Annotated in this window: 21 protein-coding genes, 2 tRNA genes, 3 pseudogenes and 1 riboswitch; of the genes and pseudogenes, 6 read left to right on the top strand and 20 right to left on the bottom strand. The window is 69.5% G+C overall.

Features of this window, described 5'->3' with window-relative positions; translation table 11 throughout:
- Nucleotides 1-121 precede the first annotated feature (121 nt).
- From CRO07_RS13860 to CRO07_RS19355, 4 genes are all read right to left on the bottom strand, one after another.
- A complete protein-coding gene (locus tag CRO07_RS13860) occupies nucleotides 122-1,417 on the bottom strand; it encodes an HlyC/CorC family transporter (protein WP_097031270.1) in 1,296 nt (431 codons plus the stop codon).
- Between the two features lie 98 nt (nucleotides 1,418-1,515).
- Nucleotides 1,516-2,454, bottom strand: coding sequence for a site-specific tyrosine recombinase XerD (locus tag CRO07_RS13855; protein ID WP_176504579.1), 939 nt, complete (start codon nucleotides 2,452-2,454; stop codon nucleotides 1,516-1,518).
- Nucleotides 2,454-4,013: a hypothetical protein gene (locus CRO07_RS13850; protein ID WP_097031269.1), complete on the bottom strand. Its 1,560-nt coding sequence runs from the start codon at nucleotides 4,011-4,013 to the stop codon at nucleotides 2,454-2,456. The genes CRO07_RS13855 and CRO07_RS13850 overlap by 1 nt, the downstream gene beginning before the upstream one ends.
- Nucleotides 4,003-4,137, bottom strand: coding sequence for a hypothetical protein (locus tag CRO07_RS19355; protein WP_097031268.1), 135 nt, complete (start codon nucleotides 4,135-4,137; stop codon nucleotides 4,003-4,005). Before CRO07_RS19355 ends, CRO07_RS13850 begins: the two co-directional genes overlap by 11 nt.
- Nucleotides 4,138-4,315: 178 nt before the next feature.
- Between CRO07_RS19355 and CRO07_RS13840 the strand changes: the two genes are divergently transcribed.
- Together CRO07_RS13840 and aroB are read left to right on the top strand one after the other, a co-directional pair.
- Entirely contained in the window at nucleotides 4,316-4,861 is a 546-nt protein-coding gene (locus tag CRO07_RS13840; protein WP_097031267.1) for a shikimate kinase, read from the top strand.
- Nucleotides 4,858-5,970, top strand: coding sequence for a 3-dehydroquinate synthase (aroB, locus tag CRO07_RS13835; RefSeq protein WP_097031266.1), 1,113 nt, complete (start codon nucleotides 4,858-4,860; stop codon nucleotides 5,968-5,970). Before CRO07_RS13840 ends, aroB begins: the two co-directional genes overlap by 4 nt.
- Before the next feature lie 539 nt (nucleotides 5,971-6,509).
- Here the strand turns inward: aroB and cobF are convergent.
- From cobF to cbiE, 5 genes are read right to left on the bottom strand one after another with little or no spacing between them, the layout of a single operon-like run.
- Nucleotides 6,510-7,253, bottom strand: coding sequence for a precorrin-6A synthase (deacetylating) (cobF, locus tag CRO07_RS13820; RefSeq protein WP_097031264.1), 744 nt, complete (start codon nucleotides 7,251-7,253; stop codon nucleotides 6,510-6,512).
- The gene (gene cobA / locus CRO07_RS13815) at nucleotides 7,246-7,971 is read right to left on the bottom strand and encodes a uroporphyrinogen-III C-methyltransferase (RefSeq protein ID WP_097031263.1); all 726 of its coding nucleotides are present in this window, start codon (nucleotides 7,969-7,971) and stop codon (nucleotides 7,246-7,248) included. The genes cobF and cobA overlap by 8 nt, the downstream gene beginning before the upstream one ends.
- Nucleotides 7,968-8,750, bottom strand: coding sequence for a precorrin-4 C(11)-methyltransferase (gene cobM, locus CRO07_RS13810; RefSeq protein WP_097031262.1), 783 nt, complete (start codon nucleotides 8,748-8,750; stop codon nucleotides 7,968-7,970). Before cobM ends, cobA begins: the two co-directional genes overlap by 4 nt.
- The gene (locus CRO07_RS13805) at nucleotides 8,747-9,130 is read right to left on the bottom strand and encodes a cobalamin biosynthesis protein (RefSeq protein WP_097031320.1); all 384 of its coding nucleotides are present in this window, start codon (nucleotides 9,128-9,130) and stop codon (nucleotides 8,747-8,749) included. Before CRO07_RS13805 ends, cobM begins: the two co-directional genes overlap by 4 nt.
- On the bottom strand, nucleotides 9,127-10,296 hold the full coding sequence (gene cbiE, locus CRO07_RS13800) for a precorrin-6y C5,15-methyltransferase (decarboxylating) subunit CbiE (protein ID WP_097031261.1): 1,170 nt from the start codon (nucleotides 10,294-10,296) through the stop codon (nucleotides 9,127-9,129). Before cbiE ends, CRO07_RS13805 begins: the two co-directional genes overlap by 4 nt.
- Here cbiE and CRO07_RS13795 point away from each other — a divergent pair.
- Nucleotides 10,295-11,038 (top strand): cobalt-precorrin-6A reductase, encoded by a 744-nt coding sequence (locus tag CRO07_RS13795; RefSeq protein ID WP_097031260.1) that lies wholly within the window; start codon nucleotides 10,295-10,297, stop codon nucleotides 11,036-11,038. The genes cbiE and CRO07_RS13795 overlap by 2 nt on opposite strands.
- Here CRO07_RS13795 and cobJ read toward each other — a convergent pair.
- From cobJ to CRO07_RS13765, 6 genes are read right to left on the bottom strand one after another with little or no spacing between them, the layout of a single operon-like run.
- Nucleotides 11,014-11,748, bottom strand: coding sequence for a precorrin-3B C(17)-methyltransferase (gene cobJ, locus CRO07_RS13790; protein ID WP_097031259.1), 735 nt, complete (start codon nucleotides 11,746-11,748; stop codon nucleotides 11,014-11,016). The two genes, CRO07_RS13795 and cobJ, sit on opposite strands and share 25 nt — an antisense overlap.
- Nucleotides 11,745-12,476, bottom strand: coding sequence for a precorrin-2 C(20)-methyltransferase (locus CRO07_RS13785; protein WP_176504578.1), 732 nt, complete (start codon nucleotides 12,474-12,476; stop codon nucleotides 11,745-11,747). The genes cobJ and CRO07_RS13785 overlap by 4 nt, the downstream gene beginning before the upstream one ends.
- Nucleotides 12,476-13,108: a precorrin-8X methylmutase gene (locus tag CRO07_RS13780; protein WP_097031257.1), complete on the bottom strand. Its 633-nt coding sequence runs from the start codon at nucleotides 13,106-13,108 to the stop codon at nucleotides 12,476-12,478. The genes CRO07_RS13785 and CRO07_RS13780 overlap by 1 nt, the downstream gene beginning before the upstream one ends.
- Complete coding sequence (cobN, locus tag CRO07_RS13775; protein WP_097031256.1) at nucleotides 13,105-16,323, bottom strand: cobaltochelatase subunit CobN; 3,219 nt, start codon at nucleotides 16,321-16,323, stop codon at nucleotides 13,105-13,107. The genes CRO07_RS13780 and cobN overlap by 4 nt, the downstream gene beginning before the upstream one ends.
- On the bottom strand, nucleotides 16,323-17,363 hold the full coding sequence (gene cobW, locus CRO07_RS13770; protein ID WP_097031255.1) for a cobalamin biosynthesis protein CobW: 1,041 nt from the start codon (nucleotides 17,361-17,363) through the stop codon (nucleotides 16,323-16,325). Before cobW ends, cobN begins: the two co-directional genes overlap by 1 nt.
- Nucleotides 17,360-17,734 carry a DUF1636 family protein gene (locus CRO07_RS13765; RefSeq protein WP_097031254.1) on the bottom strand — a complete coding sequence of 125 codons (375 nt, stop codon included), beginning with the start codon at nucleotides 17,732-17,734 and terminating at the stop codon, nucleotides 17,360-17,362. Before CRO07_RS13765 ends, cobW begins: the two co-directional genes overlap by 4 nt.
- A 106-nt stretch (nucleotides 17,735-17,840) precedes the next feature.
- Nucleotides 17,841-18,037, bottom strand: a riboswitch (cobalamin riboswitch).
- Between the two features lie 116 nt (nucleotides 18,038-18,153).
- Between CRO07_RS13765 and CRO07_RS13760 the strand changes: the two genes are divergently transcribed.
- Entirely contained in the window at nucleotides 18,154-19,398 is a 1,245-nt protein-coding gene (locus CRO07_RS13760) for an NnrS family protein (RefSeq protein ID WP_097031253.1), read from the top strand.
- A complete protein-coding gene (cobO, locus tag CRO07_RS13755) occupies nucleotides 19,388-19,993 on the top strand; it encodes a cob(I)yrinic acid a,c-diamide adenosyltransferase (RefSeq protein WP_097031252.1) in 606 nt (201 codons plus the stop codon). The genes CRO07_RS13760 and cobO overlap by 11 nt, the downstream gene beginning before the upstream one ends.
- 95 nt (nucleotides 19,994-20,088) lie before the next feature.
- Here cobO and CRO07_RS13750 read toward each other — a convergent pair.
- Nucleotides 20,089-20,163: transfer RNA gene (locus CRO07_RS13750), tRNA-Gln, on the bottom strand.
- A gap of 40 nt (nucleotides 20,164-20,203) precedes the next feature.
- A tRNA-Gln gene (locus tag CRO07_RS13745) sits at nucleotides 20,204-20,278 on the bottom strand.
- Between the two features lie 97 nt (nucleotides 20,279-20,375).
- Between CRO07_RS13745 and CRO07_RS13740 the strand changes: the two genes are divergently transcribed.
- Nucleotides 20,376-21,554: a BaiN/RdsA family NAD(P)/FAD-dependent oxidoreductase gene (locus tag CRO07_RS13740; protein ID WP_097031251.1), complete on the top strand. Its 1,179-nt coding sequence runs from the start codon at nucleotides 20,376-20,378 to the stop codon at nucleotides 21,552-21,554.
- Between the two features lie 146 nt (nucleotides 21,555-21,700).
- Here CRO07_RS13740 and CRO07_RS13735 read toward each other — a convergent pair.
- The 3 pseudogenes from CRO07_RS13735 to CRO07_RS13720 all read right to left on the bottom strand — a co-directional run.
- Nucleotides 21,701-21,907 (bottom strand): annotated as a pseudogene (locus CRO07_RS13735) (IS3 family transposase); the annotation flags it as partial.
- A gap of 118 nt (nucleotides 21,908-22,025) precedes the next feature.
- Nucleotides 22,026-22,220: pseudogene (locus CRO07_RS13730) on the bottom strand (transposase domain-containing protein); the annotation flags it as partial.
- A gap of 171 nt (nucleotides 22,221-22,391) precedes the next feature.
- A pseudogene (locus CRO07_RS13720) lies at nucleotides 22,392-22,577 on the bottom strand (DDE-type integrase/transposase/recombinase); the annotation flags it as partial.

The raw sequence follows: 22,577 nt of genomic DNA, 5'->3' as shown, positions 1-22,577 counted from the left end.
GCGAAGAACGCGGCAACTGGTTTCTGCCTGCCCGCCAGTGCAGGGGCAGGCCTCGGCAGTCTCGGCTGGCCCCGCAATCACCGCATGTGGCCTGCCCGCCCGTGCGGGGGCAGGCCCCTTGTCACAGCGGGCGCACCTTCAGCTTCATGATCCGGTTTTCGCGCCGGGTCATCACCTCGAACCGGAAGCCGTGGAAACTGAAGGCCTGCCCCTCGTTCGGGATCATCTGCGCTTCGTGGATGACAAGGCCCGCCACGGTGTTGGCCTCGTCGTCGGGCAGTTGCCAGTCCATCATCCGGTTCAGGTCGCGGATCGTCATCGACCCCTCGACCAGATAATCGCCGGTGTCGGCGCGCTTCAGCGTGACCTCTTGTGCGATGTCGAACTCGTCGTTGATCTCGCCCACGATCTCTTCGATGATGTCTTCCAGCGTGATCAGGCCGCGCAGCGCGCCATATTCGTCCACCACCAGCGCGAAATGCGTCCGCCGCTTCAGGAACTGGCGCATCTGTTCATCCAGCGGCGTCGTCTCGGGGACGAAATAGGGCTTCATCGCCACTTTCAGGATGTCCAGCCCGGCCAGCGCCGTTGTGTCGCCCTTGGTCATCAAGCGGCTGACTTCGCGCAGAAGATCCTTGGAATGGATCACGCCAAGGATGTTTTCCTGATCCTCGCGATACAGCGGAATGCGGGTGTGGGGCGAGGCCAGAACCTGCGCGATGATCTCGGCCGGCTGCTTGTCGGCGTCGATCATCTCGATCTGGCTGCGATGGCGCATGATTTCCTCGACCGTGCGTTCCGACAGATCCAGCGCGCCCAGCAGCCGGTCGCGGTCTTCCTTTTCCACCGCGCCCTGCGAATGGCCCAGCGCGATGGCGCCGGCGATCTCGTCGCGGATGGCCAGCATGTGGGCGTTCGGGTCGATCCGCACCCCCACAACGCGCAAAAGGCCGCGCACCAGCACCCGCACCACCGCCACCACGGGCGAGAACACGACGATCATCCCCCGGATGATCGGCGCCACGCGGGTGGCGAAAGCCTCGGGTCGGCTGATTGCAAGGGTCTTGGGCAGCACCTCGCCGAAGATCAGCACCAACAGCGTCATCACCAGCGTGGCCACCGCCACCCCGCTGTCGCCGAACAGCCGTGTCAGCAGCGCCGTCGCCAGCGAGGCCGACAGGATATTGACCACGTTGTTGCCCAGCAGCAGCGCGCCGATCATCCGCTCGCTGTCCTCGGTGACATGCAGCGCGCTTTCCGCCCCGCGCGATCCCTTGTCGGCCTGCGCCCGCAGCTTGCCGCGGGATGAGGCGGTCAGCGCGGTCTCGGACCCCGAAAAGAACGCCGACAGCACCAGAAGCCCAAGGATCGCGGCCGCAGTCAGCAGCGTGGGCGCATCAAGAGACAAAAAATCCATGGCAGAAAGCGGTCCTTCAAGAGCAGGGCGGAATAATGAGGGCGGGGCGGGTCTTGGCGCAAGTGGTCAGAGGTCCGGCATGGGGCCAGATCGCGGTGTCAGTCGTCGCGGGCCAGCGGATGGTGGCGCAGCACAAGGTCTTTCAGGTGATCGTCCAGAACATGGGTGTAGATTTCCGTGGTGGACAGGTCTGCATGGCCCAGAAGTGTCTGGATCACCCGCAAATCGGCGCCGCCCGCCAAGAGGTGGGTGGCAAAGGCATGGCGCAGGGTGTGGGGTGTGACCTTGGCCGGATCGACCCCGGCCAGAACCGCGATCTGCTTGATGAGACCATGGAAATATTCGCGCGTCAGATGCCCGCTGGCGCCGCTGCCCGGAAACAGGAACCGCGAGGCCGGCCGGCCGGCCTTCACCGCGCGGGCTTCGGCCTCGTCGCGGGCGGTCAGCCACAGCGCCAATGCCTCGCGTGCGGGGGGCGACAGCGGCACCATGCGTTCCTTGCCGCCCTTGCCGCGGACAAGGATCATCTGCGGATTGCCGCGGGCCGCGGCCACCGGCATCCCCACCAGTTCCGACACCCGCATGCCGGTGGCGTAAAGCAGTTCCAGCAGGCAGCGGTTGCGGATCTGATCGGCAGCCCGGCGGCCGGTGTCGCGGGCGGCCTCCAGCAGGCGGTCGACCTCGTCGATGTCCAGCGTCATCGGCAGCCGCCGCGCCTTGCCCGGCCCGCGGATGCGGATCGCCGGATTGTCGGCCCGCCAACCTTCTTCATGCGCGAAACGGTAAAGCTGACGGATCGCCGACAGCCGCCGTGCGCGGGTGGACAGCGACAGGCCCTGCGCCTCGCAAAAGCCCAGATAGGATTCGACCGTCGCGCGGTCGGCGCTGGCGAAATCGGCCTTGCGCCGCGCCAGCCAGCCGGAGAAATCCTTCAGGTCGCGGCCATAGGCAAGGCGGGTGTTGCGCGCGGCATCCAGTTCGGCGGCCTGCGCCTCAAGAAACACCGAGATCCATCGCTCCATCCCCACGGGCGCCATCAGCCCCGCCGCTCCAGCAGCAGAAGTTCCAGCCCGGTGCGGCGTGCCACCTGTTCCAGCCCCAGCTTGCGCAACAGCGACAGCCCCTCGGTCACGGCGGCAGGGTTGCCTTGCAGCCCGCCGGTGATCTCGGAGATGGCCTGAAGGATCGCCTCGCCGCGCCGGTTCTGATCCAGAAGCGTCGCTGTCGTCTCGGACAGGACCGGCGCGCGGAACGCCTGCGCGATGGCGCGGCTCAGGCCGTCGACGCTGGCGGCCTCGGCCGCGCGGCCTTCGGACAGCGCCAGCAGAAAGCGCCCGGTCGCATCCTCGGGGCGATAGGGCGGCAGGGCGCCCGCGCGGTCGGGATCCAGCAGCGCGATACGGAACGCCAGTTCCGCCGCCGCCGACGACAGCGGCAGCGCCGCCAGCCGTTCGGCCACCAGCCGGGCAAAGGGCACCTCAAGTTCGGCTTCGGCCATCAGTGTCCAGATTTCGGGCAGCGCCTGCGCCACCGTCACGGCGTCACCCGCCGTCAGCGCGGTATCAAGGGTCTGGAACGCGCGCACCCGTTCCCACACCCCGCCCGAAGCGGCCGCCTGCCGTTCGGTATAAAGGCCCAGCAGCAGGTTCGGCTCCAACGCGCCGACGCGGGCAAGGCGCTCGGCGGCCTCGATCTGGCCCTTCCAGCCGGCGGTATCGCGCAGTTCGGCATGGGCAAAGGCGATGGGCAGCGACTGGGTGGGAAGCGGCTCGCCGATGGCCTCCATCAGCCGCCAGATCAGCGGCGTGACATGGGTGGGCGGCGGCAGCGGGCCGTCCTCTTCGTAAAGGTCGGGGTCCAGGAACCGTGACAGCAGCGCGTCCTGCTGGTCATCGACAAAGCCAAGCGCCTGCGCGGTGCGCAAGGTCAGCGCCGCGGCATTCCAGTCGCCCGACCGGGCAAGGCAGAAGATCCGCGCCGGAAAGGTCGGCGCCAGATCGGGCGATTTCTGCATCACCTCGCAGGCGGTATCCTCGGTGCCGGTCAGCAGCGCGATGTCGAACTGACGGCGGAACACCTCGGCCCCGCCCTTGCCCGAGGCGTCAAGCAGCGTCTCGGCGCCTTCCAGCGCGCCCATCGCCAGCAACTTGTCCACCCGTGCCAGCAGCAAGAGACCCTTGCCCCCGGAATCGGCCGGCGCATCGGCCTCGGCCAGCAGAAGCGTCGACAGCAGCGATTGCAGCGCGGGCAGGGTGCCGGTGGGGGCAATCGCGATCCGGTTCGCGATCTCGGTCGTGCGTCCCATGCCCCACAGATCCTGCGGCAGGCCGGTCCGGCGGGCCGGCAACAGCCCCGCGGCATCCGGCGACGGCCCGTCAAGCGGCGTCACCGCCACCTCGACCGGCACCGCGCCCCGCGTGACCCGCGGCTCGGCGATCGCGGCAGGGGCAGGGGGCGGCACCGTCGCGACCGAGCGCGACAGCCAGTCGATGGCCGACAGCGGCTCTTGTGCGGGCACCGGGCCCGCGGCAAGGCCGATCAGCGCGCAGAGCGCCGCGGCGCCATGTCGCGCCCCGGCACGGGGCTCATTCGGCATTCAGCATCACCGGCCGGGTGACCTCTTCCTGCGGCGGCGACAGGTCGGCCAGATAGGCATAGCCCGTCAGCCCGATCAGTCCCACCACTGCAAGCACAAACAAAGCCTTGAAGATGCGCCACATGCCCGTTCCAATCCCCGATCTGCCCCATTTGGTTCTTGCCCCGCCCGTCCCGCATCGCGGATGCGGCCGGCAGGGGTGTCCAGCGTCGAATATATATGGCATTCCCGCCGACTTCACGCCATTCAGGCAACAAAGTTCGGGAAAGGGCGGAACCGCGCCCGCAGGGTGACAGGAGACGATGGCGCTTCTGAAGAAAACGGTGGTGATGGTCGGCATGATGGGCGCCGGCAAGACCGCGGTGGGCACTGCGCTTGCCCGCGCGCTTGGCGTGCCCTTCGTCGATTCGGACGAAGAGATCGAACGCGCCGCCAACCGCAGCATCGCCGAGATCTTCGAGCGCGACGGCGAGCCATTCTTCCGCGAGAAGGAAAGTCAGGTGTTGTCGCGGCTGTTGCGCGGCAAACCCTGCGTGCTGTCCACCGGCGGCGGTGCCTTCATGGCCGAGCCGAACCGCCGGATGATCCATGAACAGGGCGTCTCGGTCTGGCTGAAAGCCGATCTCGAGGTGCTGTGGCAGCGGGTGCGCCACAAATCCACCCGCCCCCTGTTGCGCACGCCCCGCCCGCGCGAAACGCTTCAGACATTGCTGGCCGCGCGCGAGCCGGTCTACGCGCTGGCCGATCTGGTGGTGGAAAGCGCGCTCGACTGCTCGGTGGAGCAGATGGCGGCGCGGGTGCAACAGGCGTTGGCAACACGGCCCGATGTGCTGGGAGACAGGGAATGACGATGGATTGCGTGCGGGTCGAACTGGGCGAACGCGCCTATGAGGTGCGGATCGGGCAGGGCCTGATCGCCCGGGCGGGCGATCACATGGCGCCGCTGCTGCGCCGGCCGCAGGTGGCGATCCTGACCGACGAAACGGTGGCCGCCCTGCATCTGGCACCGTTCCAGCAGGCGCTTTCGGCTGCGGGCATCGCGTCCTCGGCGCTGGCGCTGCCGGCGGGCGAGGCGACCAAGGGCTGGCCGCAGTTCGCGCGTGCCGTCGAATGGCTGCTGGAACAGAAGGTCGAGCGTCGCGACATGGTGGTGGCCCTGGGCGGCGGCGTGATCGGCGATCTGGCAGGCTTTGCCGCGGCCGTCCTGCGCCGTGGCGTGCGCTTCGTTCAGGTGCCGACCACGCTTCTGGCGCAGGTCGACAGTTCTGTGGGCGGCAAGACCGGCATCAACACCGCGCAGGGCAAGAACCTTGTCGGCGCCTTCCATCAGCCGTCGCTGGTTCTGGCCGATATCGACGTGCTGGACACGCTGCCCGCCCGCGATTTCCTTGCCGGCTATGGCGAGGTGGTGAAATACGGCCTTCTGGGCGATGCCGCCTTCTATGACTGGCTTGAAGACGCAGGCCCCCGGCTTGCACATGACCCCGAGGCCCGCCAGCGCGCGGTGCGCCGCTCGGTCGAGATGAAGGCCGAGATCGTGGCCCGCGACGAGACCGAAGAAGGCGACCGCGCGCTGCTGAACCTTGGCCACACCTTCTGTCACGCGCTGGAAAAGGCCACGGGCTATTCCGACCGCCTGCTGCATGGCGAGGGGGTGGCCATCGGCTGTGCGCTGGCGTTCGAGCTGTCGCAACGCATGGGCCTGTGCGCGCAAGAGGCGCCCAGCCGGCTGCGCGCCCATCTGCGCGCGATGGGCATGAAGGTGGATCTGCGCGACATTCCAGGCGATCTCCCCGATGCCGAGGGCCTTTTGGCGCTGATGGCGCAGGACAAGAAGGTGATGGACGGCCGGTTGCGCTTCATTCTGGCCCGCGGCATCGGATCGGCCTTCGTGGCCGAAGACGTGCCGCCCGACGCGGTGCGCACAGTGCTGTCCGAGGCATTGGCGCTGCGCTAAGGCGCCGATCCGTCCCTTGCCTCAGCCGAACAGGCCGATGGGTGCGGGATGATACCAGAAGGTCAGGATGGGCGCGGGCATCATGGTGGCCAGCATCTCGTAGGTCAGGCGCGGAATGGGGAACATGGTGTATCTCCGACCCGCGCGGCGCGGGTGCTGTGGCTGTCGATGCGGGGGCCATGCAACTTTCGATCCATCCGTGCCTCTGGCCTGCGATACGCGCATCAAAAGTCGGCGCGGAATTGCAGGCCAGCTTTCACGCAGCAAAAGTCGGCACGGAATTGCAGGCCGGCTACTGAAAGGGTCACGCCCGTCGGACCAGTGGCCGCGGGTGCCCATGGCACAGCCGGGCCGCCATGACCAAGGTCGCCGGGCCGTTCGATGGCCCGGCGCTGGCCGTCAATCAGGGGCCGGGGCCGGGGCCGGGGCCGGGGCCGGGGCCGGGGCCGGGGCCGGGGCCGGGGCCGGGGCCGGGGCCGGGGCCGGGGCCGGGGCCGGGGAAAGATGCGCCCCGCACCTCTCGCCGGTCAACCGCCCTGTCAGCCTTCGGCCGTAGGGCGGCGATCCAGCAGGTAAATGTCCATGATCCAGCCATGACGCGCCCGCGCCTCGGCGCGCAGGGTCACGATCCGCGGACCGGCCTCGGCCAGATCGCCCGAAATCAGCAGTTCCTCGGTCATTCCGACATAGGCGCCCCACCAGATCCGCAGCCCCTGCGGGTCCAGCGTGCGAAAGGCGCAGTCGCCGTCCAGCATGACCACGATCCGGTCGGCGCCCGGCGGCCAGCCTTCGTCGCGCAGACGCCGGCCGGTGGTGATGACGACCGGCGCGCCGATCTCGTTCAGCGCGATGGCATGGGCCGCGCACAGCGCCTGAATGGCGGTGATGCCCGGCACCACCCGCAGGCGCGGCGGGGGCGACAGCCGGCCGGCGATCCGCAGGGTGGAATCGTAAAGCGACGGATCGCCCCAGACCAGCAGCGCCACGCGGCTGGCACTGCCCGCCGCCGCGGCCCAGGCGAGGGCGATGGCGTCATGCCAGTCATCCACCCCATGACGGTAATCGGGGTTGGCGGCATCGCGCACCGGCAGGTCGAACTCGGCCACCGGCACAGCGGGGGCGACGCGGGCGCAGATCGCCCGCCGCAGATCGGCCAGATCGGCCTTGTCCGGCCCCTTGCGCGGCACAAGGATCAGATCGGCCTGTTGCATGGCGGCCTCGCCCTGCCGCGTCAGGTGATCGGGATTGCCGGTGCCGATGCCGATCAGGATCAACTCATGCATCGCGGGCATCCTCGGCCAAGGGACCATAAAGGATCAGCGCCGGCGCATCGCTGGCGTTCCCAAGCGCGTCGACCAGCGTGGCGATGGTGCCGCGCCAGATCCGCTGGGCCGGGGTCGAGATCCCCTCGGCCAGCAGCGCCGGCGTGTCGCCAGGCAGGCCCGCAGCCAGCAGCGCCCCGGCCAGCGCCGGAAAGGTGCGCTTGCCCATGAAGACCACGGTGGTCGCCGCCGGATCGGCCAGCGCCGCCATGTTCTGATCGGGCAGACCGCCCGTCACATCGGCGCCGGTCAGGAACTGCACCCGCCGCGCGGTCAGCCGGCGTGTCAGCGGGATACCCGCCGCCGCCGCCGCCGCACAGGCCGATGGCACGCCGGGGATGATCTCATAGCCGATCCCGGCCGCGGACAGGGCGGTGATTTCTTCCTCGAGCCGGCCGAACAGGCCCGAATCGCCCGATTTCAGCCGCACCACCCGCGCGCCGGTCTGCGCGTAATCCACTAGCAGCCGGCTGACATGATCCTGCTTCGGAGAGGCGCGGCCGGCGCGCTTGCCCACGCCAACCAGATCCGCCCCTTCGCGCGCATGGGCAAGGATCGGCCCCGCGGACAGGTCGTCAAACAGCACCGCATCGGCGCGGGCCAGCCGATCCACCGCCTTCAGGGTCAGAAGTTCGGGGTCGCCCGGACCCGACGAGACGAACGAGACAAAGCCGGTCATGCGCTCTCCGGAAAGCGCGGCGCGGTGCCGACGGGACGATAGCGGCGGTCGTAATCGCCAGCATAAAGCCGGCTTTCCGCGAAATCCTCGGCGCCAAGGCTGCGGCCGACAAGGATCAGCGCCGTGCGTTCCAACTCGGCGCCAAGGGCCGCCTGCAAGGTGCCCAGCGTCGCACGCACCACCCGCTCGTCAGGCCAGCTGGCGCGCCAGACCACCGCCACCGGGCAATCCGCGCCGTAATGCGGCAGCAGGTCAGCCAGCACCTGATCCAGCACATGGATCGAGAGATGAATGGCCAGCACCGCGCCGGTCGCGGCAAAGGCCGAAAGCTGCTCGCCCGCGGGCATGGGCGAGGCGCGGCCCGAGGTTCGCGTCAACACCACCGATTGCGCCACCCCCGGCAGCGTCAGTTCCGCCCCCAGCGTGGCGGCGGCCGCGGCAAAGGACGGCACCCCCGGCGTCACGTCATAGGGAATGCCAAGGGCGCGCAGGCGGCGTAATTGTTCCCCCATCGCGGACCAGACCGACAGATCGCCCGAATGCAGCCGCGCCACATCCTTGCCCTCGGCATGGGCGGCGGCGATCTCGTCGATGATCGCATCAAGGCTCATCGGCGCCGTGTTCACGATCCGCGCCCCCGCCGGGCAATGCGCAAGCACCCCTTCAGGCACCAGCGAGCCGGCATAAAGGCAGACCGGCGAGGCCGCGATCAGATCGCGCCCGCGCAGGGTGATAAGGTCGGGCGCCCCGGGCCCCGCTCCGATGAAATGCACGGTCATTGCGCGCTGTCCTTCATGTCTTGCAGTCCTGAATGTTCGTTCGTCGCGGCCAGCGCCACCGTTACCGGCCCGGCCTTGATCCGCGGCCCGATCAGCCGCGCGCCGGGGCCGGCGGCCACCAGCGCCACCGCCTCGGCCAGCGATCCGGTGCCGAACCGCGCCTCGATCCGGGCCGAGCGGGTGGGCGTGACCTGCCCGCGCACCGCCGCCTCGGCCACGCCCACGACCGGCAGGCCCAACCGCCGCGCCAGTGTGGCCAGCGCCCCGGCCTTGGCGTCAAGCGTGGCCAGCCGGTCGGGCGCCTGCCCGGCCAAGGCCAGCGCCGCGGCCAGATCGGCATCCGTGGCCGTGCTGCGAAAGCCCAGTCCGGCCACGATCATGGCGTGCGGCTCCATTGCACGACGGGCCGGGCGGTGTCCCAGCCGTGCATCCGCCCAAGGGGCGCGGCCCGGGCCAGTTCGATCCGCAACAGATTGCCCCCGTGTCGGGCGTGCAGATCCAGCACCAGCGCCTCGGTCTCCAGCGTCACGGCATTGACGACCAGCCGCGCGGCCTGCGGCAGGCGCGCAAACAGCGCCGCATCAAAGCCACCGCCGACAAAGATCGCATCGGGCGGGGGAAGGGTCGGGATGACCTCGGCCGAGCGGCCCTCGATCACCGTCAGCCGGTCGGTCAGCCCGAAGCGGCGGGCGTTCTCGCGGATGTTGGCGGCGCGGTCGGGCCGCGCCTCGACCGACACCGCCCGCCCGCCCGCCAGACACCATTCCACCGAAACCGACCCCGAGCCGCCGCCCAGATCCCACAGCAGTTCCCCCGCCCGCGGCGCAAGTGCCGCCAGCGTCAGCGCCCGAACCGGCGCCTTGGTGATCTGGCCGTCATGGGCAAAGCCCGCGTCGGGCAGGCCGGGGGTGCGGGGCAGGGCCGGCCCGCCCGCGGCCGCCAGCGCCACCGCGACCGGCGCCGCCACATCCGCAAGCGCGAAATCGGCTGCCCGCACCTCGCGCAGCCGTTCGCGCGGGCTGCCAAGGGACTCCATCACCCAAAGCCGCGTGGCGCCCCAGCCCTGCGCCACCAGCCAGTCCGCCAGCGCCCGCGGCGCCGCGCCATCGCGCAATGTGCAGATCGCGCGGAAGCCCTCGTCCAGATGCGGGACCAGCCGTTCGAACGGGGCGGCGTGCAGACCAAGGCAGGCGACATCCTCCAGCCGCCAGCCCAACCGCGCCGCCGCCAGCGACATCACCCCCGGCACCGGGAAGCACCGCCATTCACCGGGCGCCAGATGCGCCACCAGACTGCCGCCCGCGCCATGCCAGAACGGATCGCCCGAGGCCAGCACCGCGACCCGCCGCCCCCGCAGCGCCAGCACCGGCGCCACGTCGAAGGGCACCGGCCAGGCGATCCCCCGCGCGCCCGCATCCACCAGCGCAAGGTGGCGCGGGCCACCCACCACGACCTCGGCCGCCGCCAGCGCGGCGCGGCTTGCATCCGTCAACCCAGTCGGTCCATCTTCGCCCAGACCGATGATCGACAGCCAGGGTTCAGCCATGCGCATCCTCCTTCTGGGCGGCACGACCGAGGCCAGCCGCATGGCTCGCGCGCTGGCCGAGGCCGGCCTTGCGGCGCTCTTTTCCTATGCCGGGCGCACCGCGGCGCCGGTGGCCCAGCCGCTGCCGATGCGCGTCGGCGGTTTTGGCGGCGCCGAGGGGCTGGCCGCCTTTCTGCGCGCCGAGGGCATCAGCCATGTGATCGACGCGACCCACCCCTTCGCCGCACAGATGAGCCGGAACGCGACCCTCGCCTGTGCCGAAACCCGCACCGCGCTGATTGCGCTGGAACGTGCGCCTTGGCGCGCGGGGCCGGGCGATCAGTGGCGCCATGTTCACGACATCACCGCCGCCGCCCGCGCCTTGCCCGAGGCACAGACGCGGGTGTTTCTGGCCATCGGCCGCCAACATCTTCAGGCCTTCGCGGACCATCCGCAGCACCATTACCTGCTGCGTCTGGTCGATCCGCCGCAGGCGCTGCCGCTGCCGCAGGCACAGGCGGTGATCGCCCGCGGCCCCTTCACGCTTCAGGACGACCTTGCGCTGATGCGGGACCATGGCACGCGGATCGTCGTGGCCAAGAATGCGGGCGGCGAGGGCGCGCGGGCCAAACTGGACGCCGCGCGCGCGCTTGGCCTGCCGGTGATCCTGATCGACCGGCCGGAAATCCCCGACCGGCCGCGCGCCGAGACACCCGCGGCCGTGCTGCGCTGGCTGGGTCATCCCGCAAACCTGGGGGTGTAGACCCAGGGCCCCACCCGGCGCGTTGCCGAATTGCCCAGCAGAACCACGGTGCGCATGTCCGCCATTTCGGGGCGGGCCTCGGCCAGCGTCACCGTCTCGATCCGCTGATCGGGGGTTGAAACCGCGCGGGCGAAGGTGATCAGCCTTTCGCCGCCGCAGGCGTCACGCAGGATTTGCAGAACCTTGTCAAACCCTTCCGGGCGCGACTTCGACCGCGGATTGTAGAAGGCCATCGCCAGATCGGCCTCGGCCGCCAGCCGCAGGCGCCGTTCGATCAGCGCCCAGGGTTTCAGATTGTCCGACAGGTTGATGGCGCAGAAATCATGCCCCAGCGGCGCACCCGCCGCGGCCGCCGCCGCCAGCATCGCGGTGATGCCGGGCAGGATGCGGATCTCCAGCGCGTGGCAGTCGGGTCGGGACTCGAGCGCCTCGAACAGGGCCGAGGCCATGGCAAACACCCCCGGATCACCCGACGAGACCACGACCACCCGCCGCCCCGCGGCCGCCATCTCCAGCGCGGCCGTCGCGCGTTCGACCTCGACCCGGTTATCGGACGGGTGCAGCCGCAGCCCCGGCCGCGCCGCCACCCGCGCGACATAGGGAATATAGCCGACGATATCGGTGGCCTCGGCCAGCGCGGCCGACACCTCGGGCGTCACCAGCGCCTCGGACCCGGGGCCAAGGCCCGCGACAACCAGCCAGCCGGTCATTCCGCGGCCTCGGGCCGGCGGCCCTGTCCGGGGACAAGGACGATGGCGAAATAGGGGCAATCCTGCCCCTCGACCTCGGCCAGACGCAGGACGCGCTGGCCGGGCATGGTGCCGCGTTCGACCAGCCAGGCATCCGCCAGCCGGCCCGCGGTGGCCAGTGCGCGCCGCACCTTGGGCAGGTTGCGACCCGTCTTCATCACCACCAGCGCATCGGCCGCCGCGGCATGGCGGGCAAGCTCGTCCTCGGGCAGGGTGCCGGCCAGCACCGACAGCACATCATCGCCCCAGGTGATCGGCAGATCGGCCGCATTCCAGCACCCCACCATGCCCGGGATGCCAGGCACGATCTCGACCTGCACCCGGCGCTGAAGCCGGCTATGCAGATGCATGAACGAGCCGTAGAACAGCGGGTCACCCTCGCACAGCACCACGACATCGCCGGTTTCGGCCAGCACCGCCAGACGGTCGGCCCAGTCGTCGTAGAACGCCGCCAGGATCCGGTTGTAGTCGGGATGGTCAAAGGGAATTTCGGTGGTGACCGGGTAATCCATCGGATGCTCGATCACATCGGGGCGCAGCATCCCCTCGACGATGCTTCGGGCCTGACCGGCGCGGCCGGCCTTGCGGAAATAGGCGATCCGCGTGGCCTGCCGGATCAGCCGGTCGGACTTGACGCTGAGAAGATCGGGGTCGCCGGGGCCAAGGCCCGCACAGATGATCCGTCCCATCATTCCACCCGGCTGGCCAGCGCGTTGACAGCCGCAACCGTGATGGCCGAGCCGCCCAGACGCCCCGCGACGATCACCGAGGGGCAGGGTGGCGCCGCCATCAGCGCATCCTTCGATTCGGCGGCCCCGACGAAGCCCACCGGGCAGCCGATGATCGCCGCAGGCCGCGGGCAGGCGGGATCTTCCAGCATGTTCAGCAGGTGAAAGAGCGCGGTCGGCGCATTGCCGATCGCCACCACCGCACCGGCCAGATGCGGGCGCCACATTTCCAGCGCCGCGGCCGAACGGGTGGTGGACATCCGCTGTGCCAGCGCCGGCACCGCCGGGTCATGCAAGGTGCAGATCACCGCATTGTCTGCCGGCAGCCGGGCGCGGGTGATGCCTTCGCTGACCATGCGCGCATCGCACAGGATGGGTGCGCCGGCTTCCAGCGCGGCCCGCGCCGCGACCGCCATGCCGGGGGTAAATCGGACATGGGCTTCCAGCCCGACCATGCCGGCGGCATGGATCATGCGCACCACCACCACCTCTTCCTCGGGGGTGAAGCGAGCCAGATCGGCCTCGGCGCGGATGGTGGCAAAGGACTGGCGATAGATCGCGGCGCCGTCGGTTTCGTAAATGTGGGGCGTCATGGGGCCTCGTGGGACAGAAGGGCGGCGATGGAATTGCGGCGGGTGTGCCAAAGCCCCGCCACTGCAAGGGCGTGGAACCGCTCGCGCAGCGCGTCGAGCGCGGCCGGATTCTCGCGCGCCATGAAGGCCACAAGGTCGTCGCGCTGAAGCGTCGCCTCGAAGCAGAGGTCGATCAGATGGTCGGGCACCGCGCGCGTCAGCTGCGCAAAGGCCGCCAGATTGTGGACCGAGGCCGCGATCTCGGCCGCGCCGCGGAAACCGTGGCGCATCATGCCATCGGCCCAGCCCGGATCAGCGACCCGCGCGCGGACGGTGCGGGCCAGTTCCTCGGACAGGCTGCGGGCGCGGGGATCGTCGGGCCGCGTGGTGTCCAGGTGATAAAGCGCAGCCTGTCGCCCCAGCCGTGCCAGCGCCGCGGCGAATCCGCCGTGATGGGCGGCGAAATCGGGCGCCATCAGCAGGTCGGTTTCGGCCAGATCCTGCATGTGGGCGAAGGCATCGGCGCCGCGCAGCCGGTCTTCCAGCGCATCGCGCGCGGGGTGCGGAACGCCATCGGCGCCGATCGCCCAGGATGATCCCGCAATCCATGCCTCGCCCGCATCGGCGCGGGCTTCATCGCCAAGGGGCGTGGTGTCGATGCCAAGACCATAAAGCCCGGGCTTCGGCCCGAACACCCGCGCGGCGGGGCGCAGATAGGGGTTATCCTCGGGGGTCTCATCGCGGGCGGCCAGCGCCTCGGCGCCGGTTTCGAACAGTTGCGCCAGTGTCGGGAAGATGTCGCGAAACAGCCCCGACACCCGCAGCGTCACGTCGATCCGCGGCCGCCCCAGCAACGCAAGTGGCAGGATCTCTACGCCCGTGACCCTCTCGGATCCGTCGTCCCAGCGCGGGGCAAGGCCCGCCAGATGCAGCGCCATGGCGAATTCCTCGCCCGCCGTCCGCATCGAGGCCGAACCCCACAGATCCACCACCAGCCCCTTCGGCCAGTCGCCCTGATCCTGAAGGTGGCGCCGCAACAGTTCCTCGGCCAGCTTCACCCCCTGCGCGTGCGCCGCGCGCGAGGGCACCGCGCGGGGATCGACCGAAAAGAGGTTGCGGCCCGTCGGCAGCACATCCGACCGCCCCCGATGGGGCGAGCCCGAGGGGCCGGCCGCCACCCGCCGGCCGTCAAGCGCGGCCAGAAGGCCCGCCATCTCGCCCTCGGCCTGCCCGTAGATGTGCAGCCCCGCGCCATAGCGGCTTTCCTTCAGGTCGCAGACGAAGCGGTCGATGCGGGTGATCGCCTCGGCGGGGGTGGCGTCAGCGGGCAGGCCCAGATCATCCTCGACGCCAGCGGCGCGGGCCTCGTCGCGGATCGCGGCGATCAGGCGGTTGCGGCGGGCGGGATCAAGCCCGTCGGCGGTGGAATATTCGTCCAGCAGCCGTTCCAGCCGGGCCAGCCCGTCGGGCAGGGCCGCATCGCGCAAGGGCGGCGGCAGATGGCCCAGCGTCACCGCGCCAATGCGGCGGCGGGCCTGCGCGGCCTCTCCGGGATCGTTGACGATGAAGGGATAGATGACGGGCAGGGCGCCGGTCAGCGCCTCGGGCCAGCAGGCATCCGACAGGGCGACGGCCTTGCCCGGCAGCCATTCCAGCGTGCCATGCGCACCCATATGAACCAGCGCATGAATGCCCTGCGCCCGAAGCCACAGATAAAAGGCGACATAGCCGTGCCGCGGCACGCGTGACAGGTCGTGATAGTCGCCGTCGCGGTCGGCGGCGGTGCCGCGTTCGGGCTGAAGCGCCGCCAGCACGTTTCCGCGGCGCGTGGCGGCAAAGTGAAATGCGCCGTCGCGGCAGGCCGGATCGGCCTCGGGCTCGCCCCAGGTTTCACGAAGCGCGAATTGCAGCGGTGCCGGCAGGGTCGCAAGCGCGGCCCGATAGGCCGCCAGCGGCCAGCTTTCACGCGACGACAGCAGGGCGTCGGTCAGTCCCTCGCCGGGGGCGGTGGCATAGCCTTCGGCGCCAAGCGCCGCCAGCAGCGCCTCGGCCGAGGCGGGCGCGTCGAGACCCACGGCATGGGCGATCTGGTCCGGGCGGCCGGGATAGGTGGACAGCACCACGGCAAGACGCCGCTCGGCCGCGGTGGTCCCGCGCAGCCGGTCCCATGCCACCACCCGGTCGGCCACTGCGGCGATGCGCTGGGGATCGGGGCGATGGGCGAAGCGGGAAAACTGTAGGTCGGGGTCGCGCCGACCCGGAGACTTGAAGCTGATGACACCGGCAAAGATACGCCCGTCGACCTCGGGCAGCACCACATGCATGGCCAGATCGGCGGGCGACAGGCCACGCTCGGCCCCGTGCCAGTCGCGGCGACGGGCAGTGGACAGCGCCACCTGAAACACCGGGCAGCCGGGGCCGTCCAGCGGCGATCCCTGCGGCCCCTTGGCGGAAAAGGCGGTGGCATTCACGATCGCCCGCGGCGCGGCATCGGCCAGCTGCGCCGAGATCCACGCGGGCACGCCGGGCGCCTTCAGCGAGGGCGCAAAAAGGCCATGGGCGGCAAAGCCCCGTTCACGAAGCGCGAAAATCAGCGCATCCACCGGCGCGGTGTCGGCGGCGGTCAGATAGCTGCGATAGAAGGTGACGACGAAGCCGCCCGGCGCCGGCTGCGCGATCACGCCGCGGTCGGGGTCATACCAGCCGCAGTCGGGCACGCGTTTGTCGCCCATCACCGGCCCGGCATAAAGCCCCGCCGCCAGCGCCAGTTGCGCCAGTGCCGCCTGCGCCGCCACCGCGCCCCCGGCATCGCACAGCGCCGACAGCCGCCGCAGCGTCGAGACGGGCAGCGTGGACAGCGCATCAAGGCCGGGGTCTTCGCGTCCGTCCGCGGGCAGCACCGCCAGCGCGATGCCGCGGCGCCGGCACAGATCCTGCACCTCGGCCAGACCATAGGCCCAGTAGCTTTCGCCGCCGATCAACCGGATCAGGATGGCCTTCGCGTGGGCCAGCACCGTTTCCGCATAGGTATCGACCGACAGCGGATGCCGCAGCGCCACAAGGTTCAGCAGCCGAAGCGAGGGCAGGCCCCCCTTCGCCCGGTGCCAGCCCGCCGCGAAAGCGCCCAGATCGCTGTCCGAGAACGTCAGCACCACCAGATCCGCCGGCGTCTGCCCCGGATCGAACGGCGTCGCGGTCTCATCCAGCCCGTGACTTTCGCGGAAGATGACGTGCATCAGCCACCAACCCGTGCCAGAAGATCGGCCCGGATCGCAGCCTCGTCGATGTCGGCGGCTTCGGCGATCACCACAAGGCGGCTTTCGCGGCTGGCCGGCCACGGTCGGTCATACTGATAGCGCACCCGCTCGCCCACCGCCTGCACCAGCAGCCGCATCGGCTTGCCCGCCACGGCGACATGACCCTTCACGCGCAACACGCGGCGGTCGCGCGCCAGCGCGCGGATGGCCTCGGCAAGGGCTTCGGGGCCGGCGATCTCGGGCAGGTCGATCACCGCCGAGGCGAAATCGTCGTGTTCGTGATCCTCGGCGCCGTCATGGTGCGAGGGGCGGGCGGCAAGGTCGTCCTCGGCCGCGGCGGCAAGGCCAAGGATCACCTGCGGATCAATGGCGCCTTCGGTGACGGCAAGGATCGGGATCGGGCGAGGCGATTCCGCCACGACGACGGCGCGGGCAGCGGCAAGGCCGGCCTCGCCCGCCAGATCGGCCTTGGTCAGCAGCACAAGATCGGCACAGGCCAGCTGATCCTCGAACACCTCGGACAGCGGGGTTTCGTGATCGGCGCCTTCGGCAAGCGCCTGCGCCGCCACCGCCCCGGTATCGGGGGCAAAGCGGCCCGCGGCCACCGCTTCGGCATCGGCCAGCGCAATCACGCCATCCACGGTGATGCGCGACCGGATCGCCGGCCAGTCAAACGCCTTCAGAAGCGGCTTGGGCAGCGCCAGCCCCGAGGTTTCGATCAGGATATGGTCGGGACGCCGGGGCAGCGCCATCAGCGCCTCGATCGTGGGGATGAATTCGTCGGCCACGGTGCAACACAGGCAGCCGTTGGCCAGCTCCACGATCGCCTCATCGGGGCAGTTCTCGTCGGCGCAGGCGCGGATCAGGTCGCCATCGACGCCCACGGTGCCGAATTCATTGACCAGCACCGCCAGCCGCCGCCCGCCGGGGTTCTGCATCAGGTGCCGGATCAGCGTGGTCTTGCCGGCGCCAAGAAAGCCGGTGATCACCGTGACTGGGATCTTCGCAAGGTCGGTCATGGGGTGTCTCCGATCGGGGGAATGCGGGTGGGGGGAATGCGGGCAAGCGACTGCTTGCGAAAGATCTCGGGCCGCTCGCGCCATGGCACAAGGCCATCGGGCGCCGAGGCATAGGCGGCGGCACCGGCAAGGATGTCGGGGGTGTGGCCCTCGGTCAGCCGGCCATAGACATAGGACCAGCGGCCGGGCGCCGACAGCGCCACGGCGCACCCCTGCGCACAGGCCGAAAGACATTCGACCGCTTCGACCCGCAGCCCTTCCGGCGCGGCGGCGGCCAGCGCCGCATGCAGCCGGGCGCCGGGCAGGGGCATGCCTTCGACCACGGGCTGACCCGCGCGGCAAGTGGTGCAGACGTGAAGCGTCACCGTCATCGGCCATCCCTTCATACAGGGGCATGGGGCGCGCGCAGGCGGTCCGGCGAATAAGGTGCTGCACAGGAAGCACCCCGGTCCACAGGTCGCGGAACACCCCGTCCGCCCGTCAGTCTCGGCGCTGGCAGGTCTCCCGGCTTGCGGATTCAGGGCCGGATGGCCCAGCGGGCGCCCCCCTTCCCGGCCTTTGCAGGGCCAGTGGATCGGGCGACCTTTCCGGTCACGGTCGCGGGGGCGGCTGCCGCTTGGGCATTCCCTCTTCGCCTGTCACGAACGACAGGAACCAGCGCGGGCCGAGTGGTGGTGAAAAACCGGGCCCTTGTCAAGCCGCCGCCCCGCTGGACGGGACGCGAATACGGGCCGGGCTTCACATCCTTCGCCGAAGCAGGCAGAACAGGGGCCTTCGCAAAGGGTTCCGGATGGCCAAGACCGCCTCGATCTGGCATGCACCGCACCGACCGCTGTTTCTGGCGGCGGGGATCTGGGCACTGCTGGCGCTGATCTGGTGGCACTGGGGCGAGGCCATGGGGGTGGCTGCCCCCGTCCTTGGCAGTTGGGGCCTGTGGCACGGGCACGAGATGCTGTTTGGCCTGGGTTCGGCCGCGGTGGGGGGGTATTTCCTGACCGCGGCGATGGGCTGGCGCAGAGGCAGCGATCCGGTCGCGGGGCGCCTCTTGATGGCGCTGGTCGGGCTGTGGCTTCTGGGCCGGCTTGCGCTGGTGGCGGTGGGGCTGTGGCCAGACACGCCGGTCTGGCTGATCCAGCCCATGGCGGTGGCCTATTTCCTGCTGCTTGCGGCGATTCTTGCGCGCGAGGCGGCGACCGCGCGACGCTGGGGCAAGCTGGGCTTTGCCGCCGGAATTCTGGCCTTCGGCGCGGCCGAGGCGCTGTATCTGCGCGCGGCCCTGACCGGAGCACTGCCCGACAGCACGGTGATGGTGCGGGTGGGCTGGATGTTCTTCGCCATCAAGATCTCGATCATCGCCGGGCGGATGGTGCCGGCCTTCACGCTGAACTGGATGCGGCAGACCGGACTTGCCGCGCCCGATCCGGCCCCGGGGCCGGTGGCGGGCTGGACCGCGCTGGGGCTGTTGTGGCTGGCGCTGGCGCTGACCTTCGCCGGCGAAGAGCTGGTCTCGGCCTTGGCGCTGATCGGGGCGGGGGTGGCGCAGGGCGCCCGGCTGGTGCGGTGGCGCGGCTGGGCGGCGCGGCGGAACCCGCTTTTGTTGCTGTTGCATGCCACCTTTGGCTGGCTTGCGGTGGGTCTGGTGCTGGTGGGGCTGGCGCGGCTGGGCCTGCTGCCGATCGCCGAGATGGATGCCCTGCATGCGCTGACCATGGGGGCGATGTCGGGGATGATCCTGTCGCTGGCCGCCCGTGCGGCCGCGCCGCGCGATGGCGGGCCGCTGCGGGCGCGCGGCTCGATGCTGGCGGCCTTCGCGCTGGTCTGGGCGGCGGCGCTGGTGCGGCTGGCGACGCCGCTTCTGCCGGGCGATGCCGTCTCGCTGGCGGCAGGGCTGTGGTGTGCGGGCTGGCTTGTCTTCCTTTGGGGGTATGTGCCCACGCTGTTTCACCCGCCGCAGCGGCCCGTCTTTTCCGGCCCCCGGGCCCGGATCGTGCCGGCCGGCCAGATCGTGCAGATAGGACCGAGACATGAACGATAACCAGCGCCACGCCGAGAAGAAGGCCAAGATCAAGGCCGCCCGCGACCGGATGATGGCGGAAAAGACCGATGAGAAGGGCCTTGTGATCGTCCATACCGGGGCGGGCAAGGGCAAGTCCTCATCCGGGTTCGGGATGATCCTGCGCTGCATCGCGCATGGCATGCCCTGCGCCGTGGTCCAGTTCATCAAGGGCGCCTGGGACACCGGCGAGCGTCGGCTGCTGACCAGCCATTTCGGAGACCTCTGCCAGTTTCACGCCATGGGCGAAGGCTTTACCTGGGAAACCCAGGACCGCGACCGCGACATTGCCGCCGCCCGCGCCGGCTGGGCCAAGGCGAAAGAGCTGATCCGGGATCCTGCCATCCGCATGGTGTTGCTGGATGAAATCAACATCGCGCTGCGCTATGAATATCTGGATCTGGACGAGGTGCTGGCCTTCCTGCGTGATGAGAAGCCGGCGATGACCCATGTCGTTCTGACCGGCCGCAACGCGAGGCCCGACCTGATCGAGGCCGCCGATCTGGTGACCGAAATGGCAGCCGTGAAGCACCCGTTCCGGGCCGGGATCAAGGCGCAGCCGGGGGTCGAGTTCTGACCCCTCACGGAACGCGGACCGGCCCTTTCGCCAAACGGCTCGGGCATGGTCTGTGGATCGTTCCAGAACTCAGCAAACCGGGAAAACGGAAGGATTGGCTGGGGCGGCTGGATTCGAACCAACGAATGGCGGTACCAAAAACCGCTGCCTTACCACTTGGCGACGCCCCAACAGCGACGGGAAGGGTTGGATAACCTGCGTCGCAAACGATGGCTGGGGCGGCTGGATTCGAACCAACGAATGGCGGTACCAAAAACCGCTGCCTTACCACTTGGCGACGCCCCATCTGAGGCGCTGTTTAGCGAAGGCTTCCGGCCGCTGCAAGAGGCTGATCGCAGATTTCTCGCATTGCCGGGAAACGGGGCGCAAGCTATGGAAGGGTATGGAAAATTTCGACGTCGTGATCCTTGGGGCAGGGGCTGCGGGCATGTTCTGCGCCATCGAGGCAGGCCGCAGGGGGCGCCGTGTGCTGGTCATCGACCACGCCCGCGCCCCGGGCGAGAAGATCCGCATCTCGGGCGGGGGGAGGTGCAATTTCACCAACCTCAACATCGCGCCAGAGCGGTTCCTGTCACAGAATCCGCGCTTCGCCCTGTCGGCGCTGAAGCGGTTCACACAATGGGATTTCATCGCAAGACTTGATGCCGCGGGAATCGCCTGGCACGAAAAGACGCTGGGGCAGTTGTTCTGCGACGGCTCTGCCACGCAGATCGTCGACCTGCTGGTGCGCCAGATGCGCGAGGCAGGGGTGGATCTGCGCCTTGCGACCGAACCGGGCGAGGTGCGGCGCGAGGCGGGGGGATTCGTGGTCGAGACCTCACGCGGGCCGGTCAGCGCCGCCTCGGTCGTCATCGCCACCGGGGGCAAGTCGATCCCGAAGATGGGCGCCACCGGCTATGGCTATCGCATCGCGGAAAGCTTCGGTCTGCCCGTGGTCGAGACCCGGCCCGCGCTGGTGCCACTGACCTTCGCCGAACAGGAACTTGCAGGGCTGAAGGCGCTGGCCGGCATTGCGGTCCCGGCACGTGTCAGTGCCGCCAACACCAGCTTTGACGAGGCGGTGCTGTTCACCCATCGCGGGCTGTCGGGGCCAGCGATCCTTCAGATCAGCTCTTACTGGCGCGAGGGCATGGCGCTGCGTCTGTCGCTGGCGCCCGGCACCGACGTCGCGGCACTGTTGCGGCAGGCGCGGGTCGCATCGGGCCGCAGCGCACCGCGCACGGTGCTGGCGCAGATCCTGCCCGAACGCCTTGCGCGGCATCTGGAAGCGCGGGCCGGAATCGACGGGCCGCTGGCCGCCCAGTCGAACGCCGCGATCGACCGGCTGGCGCAGGCGGTCACGGCCTGGGACATGCGCCCTGTGGGCACCGAAGGCTTCCGCACCGCCGAGGTCACGCTGGGCGGCGTCGATACCCGCCATCTCGATGCCCGCACGCTTCAGGCCCGCACGCAGCCGGGGTTGTTCTTCGTGGGCGAAGTGGTGGATGTGACCGGCTGGCTTGGCGGCTACAACTTCCAATGGGCCTGGTCCTCGGGATGGGCTGCGGGACAGGTGGCGTGACTGCGCCCCGGGGAAGTCGAACGCCTGGGCCGGCTTGGCACGACGATCCGATAAGTTTGGGAATGCGACACTCAGAACTGTGTGTGGTGATCGGCGCTTGCCGGGCAGAAGGCTGATTGGACTTGCCCGCCTTTTGTGGAGAGTGTTTAGCTCACTTCGCGAACCTTTCGCTCGAAGGCGATGGGGCTCTGGAAGCCGGGCGATGAATGTCGCCTGACGGGGTTATAGAACCCGTCGATGTATCTGGCGACGGCGTTTTCGGCCCGCTGGCGGGATTGCCATGCGACTGGCCAGATGAGCTCTGACTTGATGGTCTTGAAGAACGTTTCCACCATCGAGTTGTCGTAGCAGTGTATCCGACGTCTCCGCCCCATTGAAGTTTCGCTTGCGGTGTCGCCGGGTGTGGCGCCGGAGATCGGCGTCCGCTGATTGTTGGGCTCATTTGAGCTCATCGGGGACTCCCGGATGAGGTCATTTCCCGGGAATTGAGGCCGTCTCGGCTGGAGCAGCCGGGATATAGGCCCACGGCATCAGCGCGTCGATGTCCTTGTCGTGGTGGCCGTTGGCGAGCCGGGTGAAGAGATCGACGAGGTAGGCGTAGGGCTCGACCCCGTTCATCTTGCAGGTGCCGATCAGGCTCGCGAAGTGCGCCCAGGACCTTCCACCTCGTCAGGCCAGCGCCGATATCCACGCGTGCGCCGGACCACCTCGATCCGGCCGCCAAATCCCTCTCCACCATCCGCCATCGCCGTGCCTCTCTGAAACCTCAGAGCAAGACTCGCCTCTCGGTCAGCGCTCGGGAACCGGCGAAATCAATGGGACGGAAACGGCGCATACGTAGCAGTTCCCGCGCCCGCTCATTGAGATCAGGATGCCGCGTTTGCGGAGCAGGGCCTGATAGTCGACCGAGCAGTATTGCGATCCGCGGTCGGAATGGTGGACCAATCCCGGCGCAGGGTTGCGAGCCACGAGAGCACGGCGCAGGGCTTCTACCGCGAGATCACGCTTCAGGCGATCACTCGT

Origin of the sequence: Cereibacter ovatus, from assembly GCF_900207575.1 — a bacterium.
Taxonomy (GTDB): Bacteria; Pseudomonadota; Alphaproteobacteria; order Rhodobacterales; family Rhodobacteraceae; genus Cereibacter_A; species Cereibacter_A ovatus.
The sequence above is the reverse complement of the archived record's forward strand: the minus strand, read 5'-3'. Positions and strand labels throughout refer to the sequence as shown.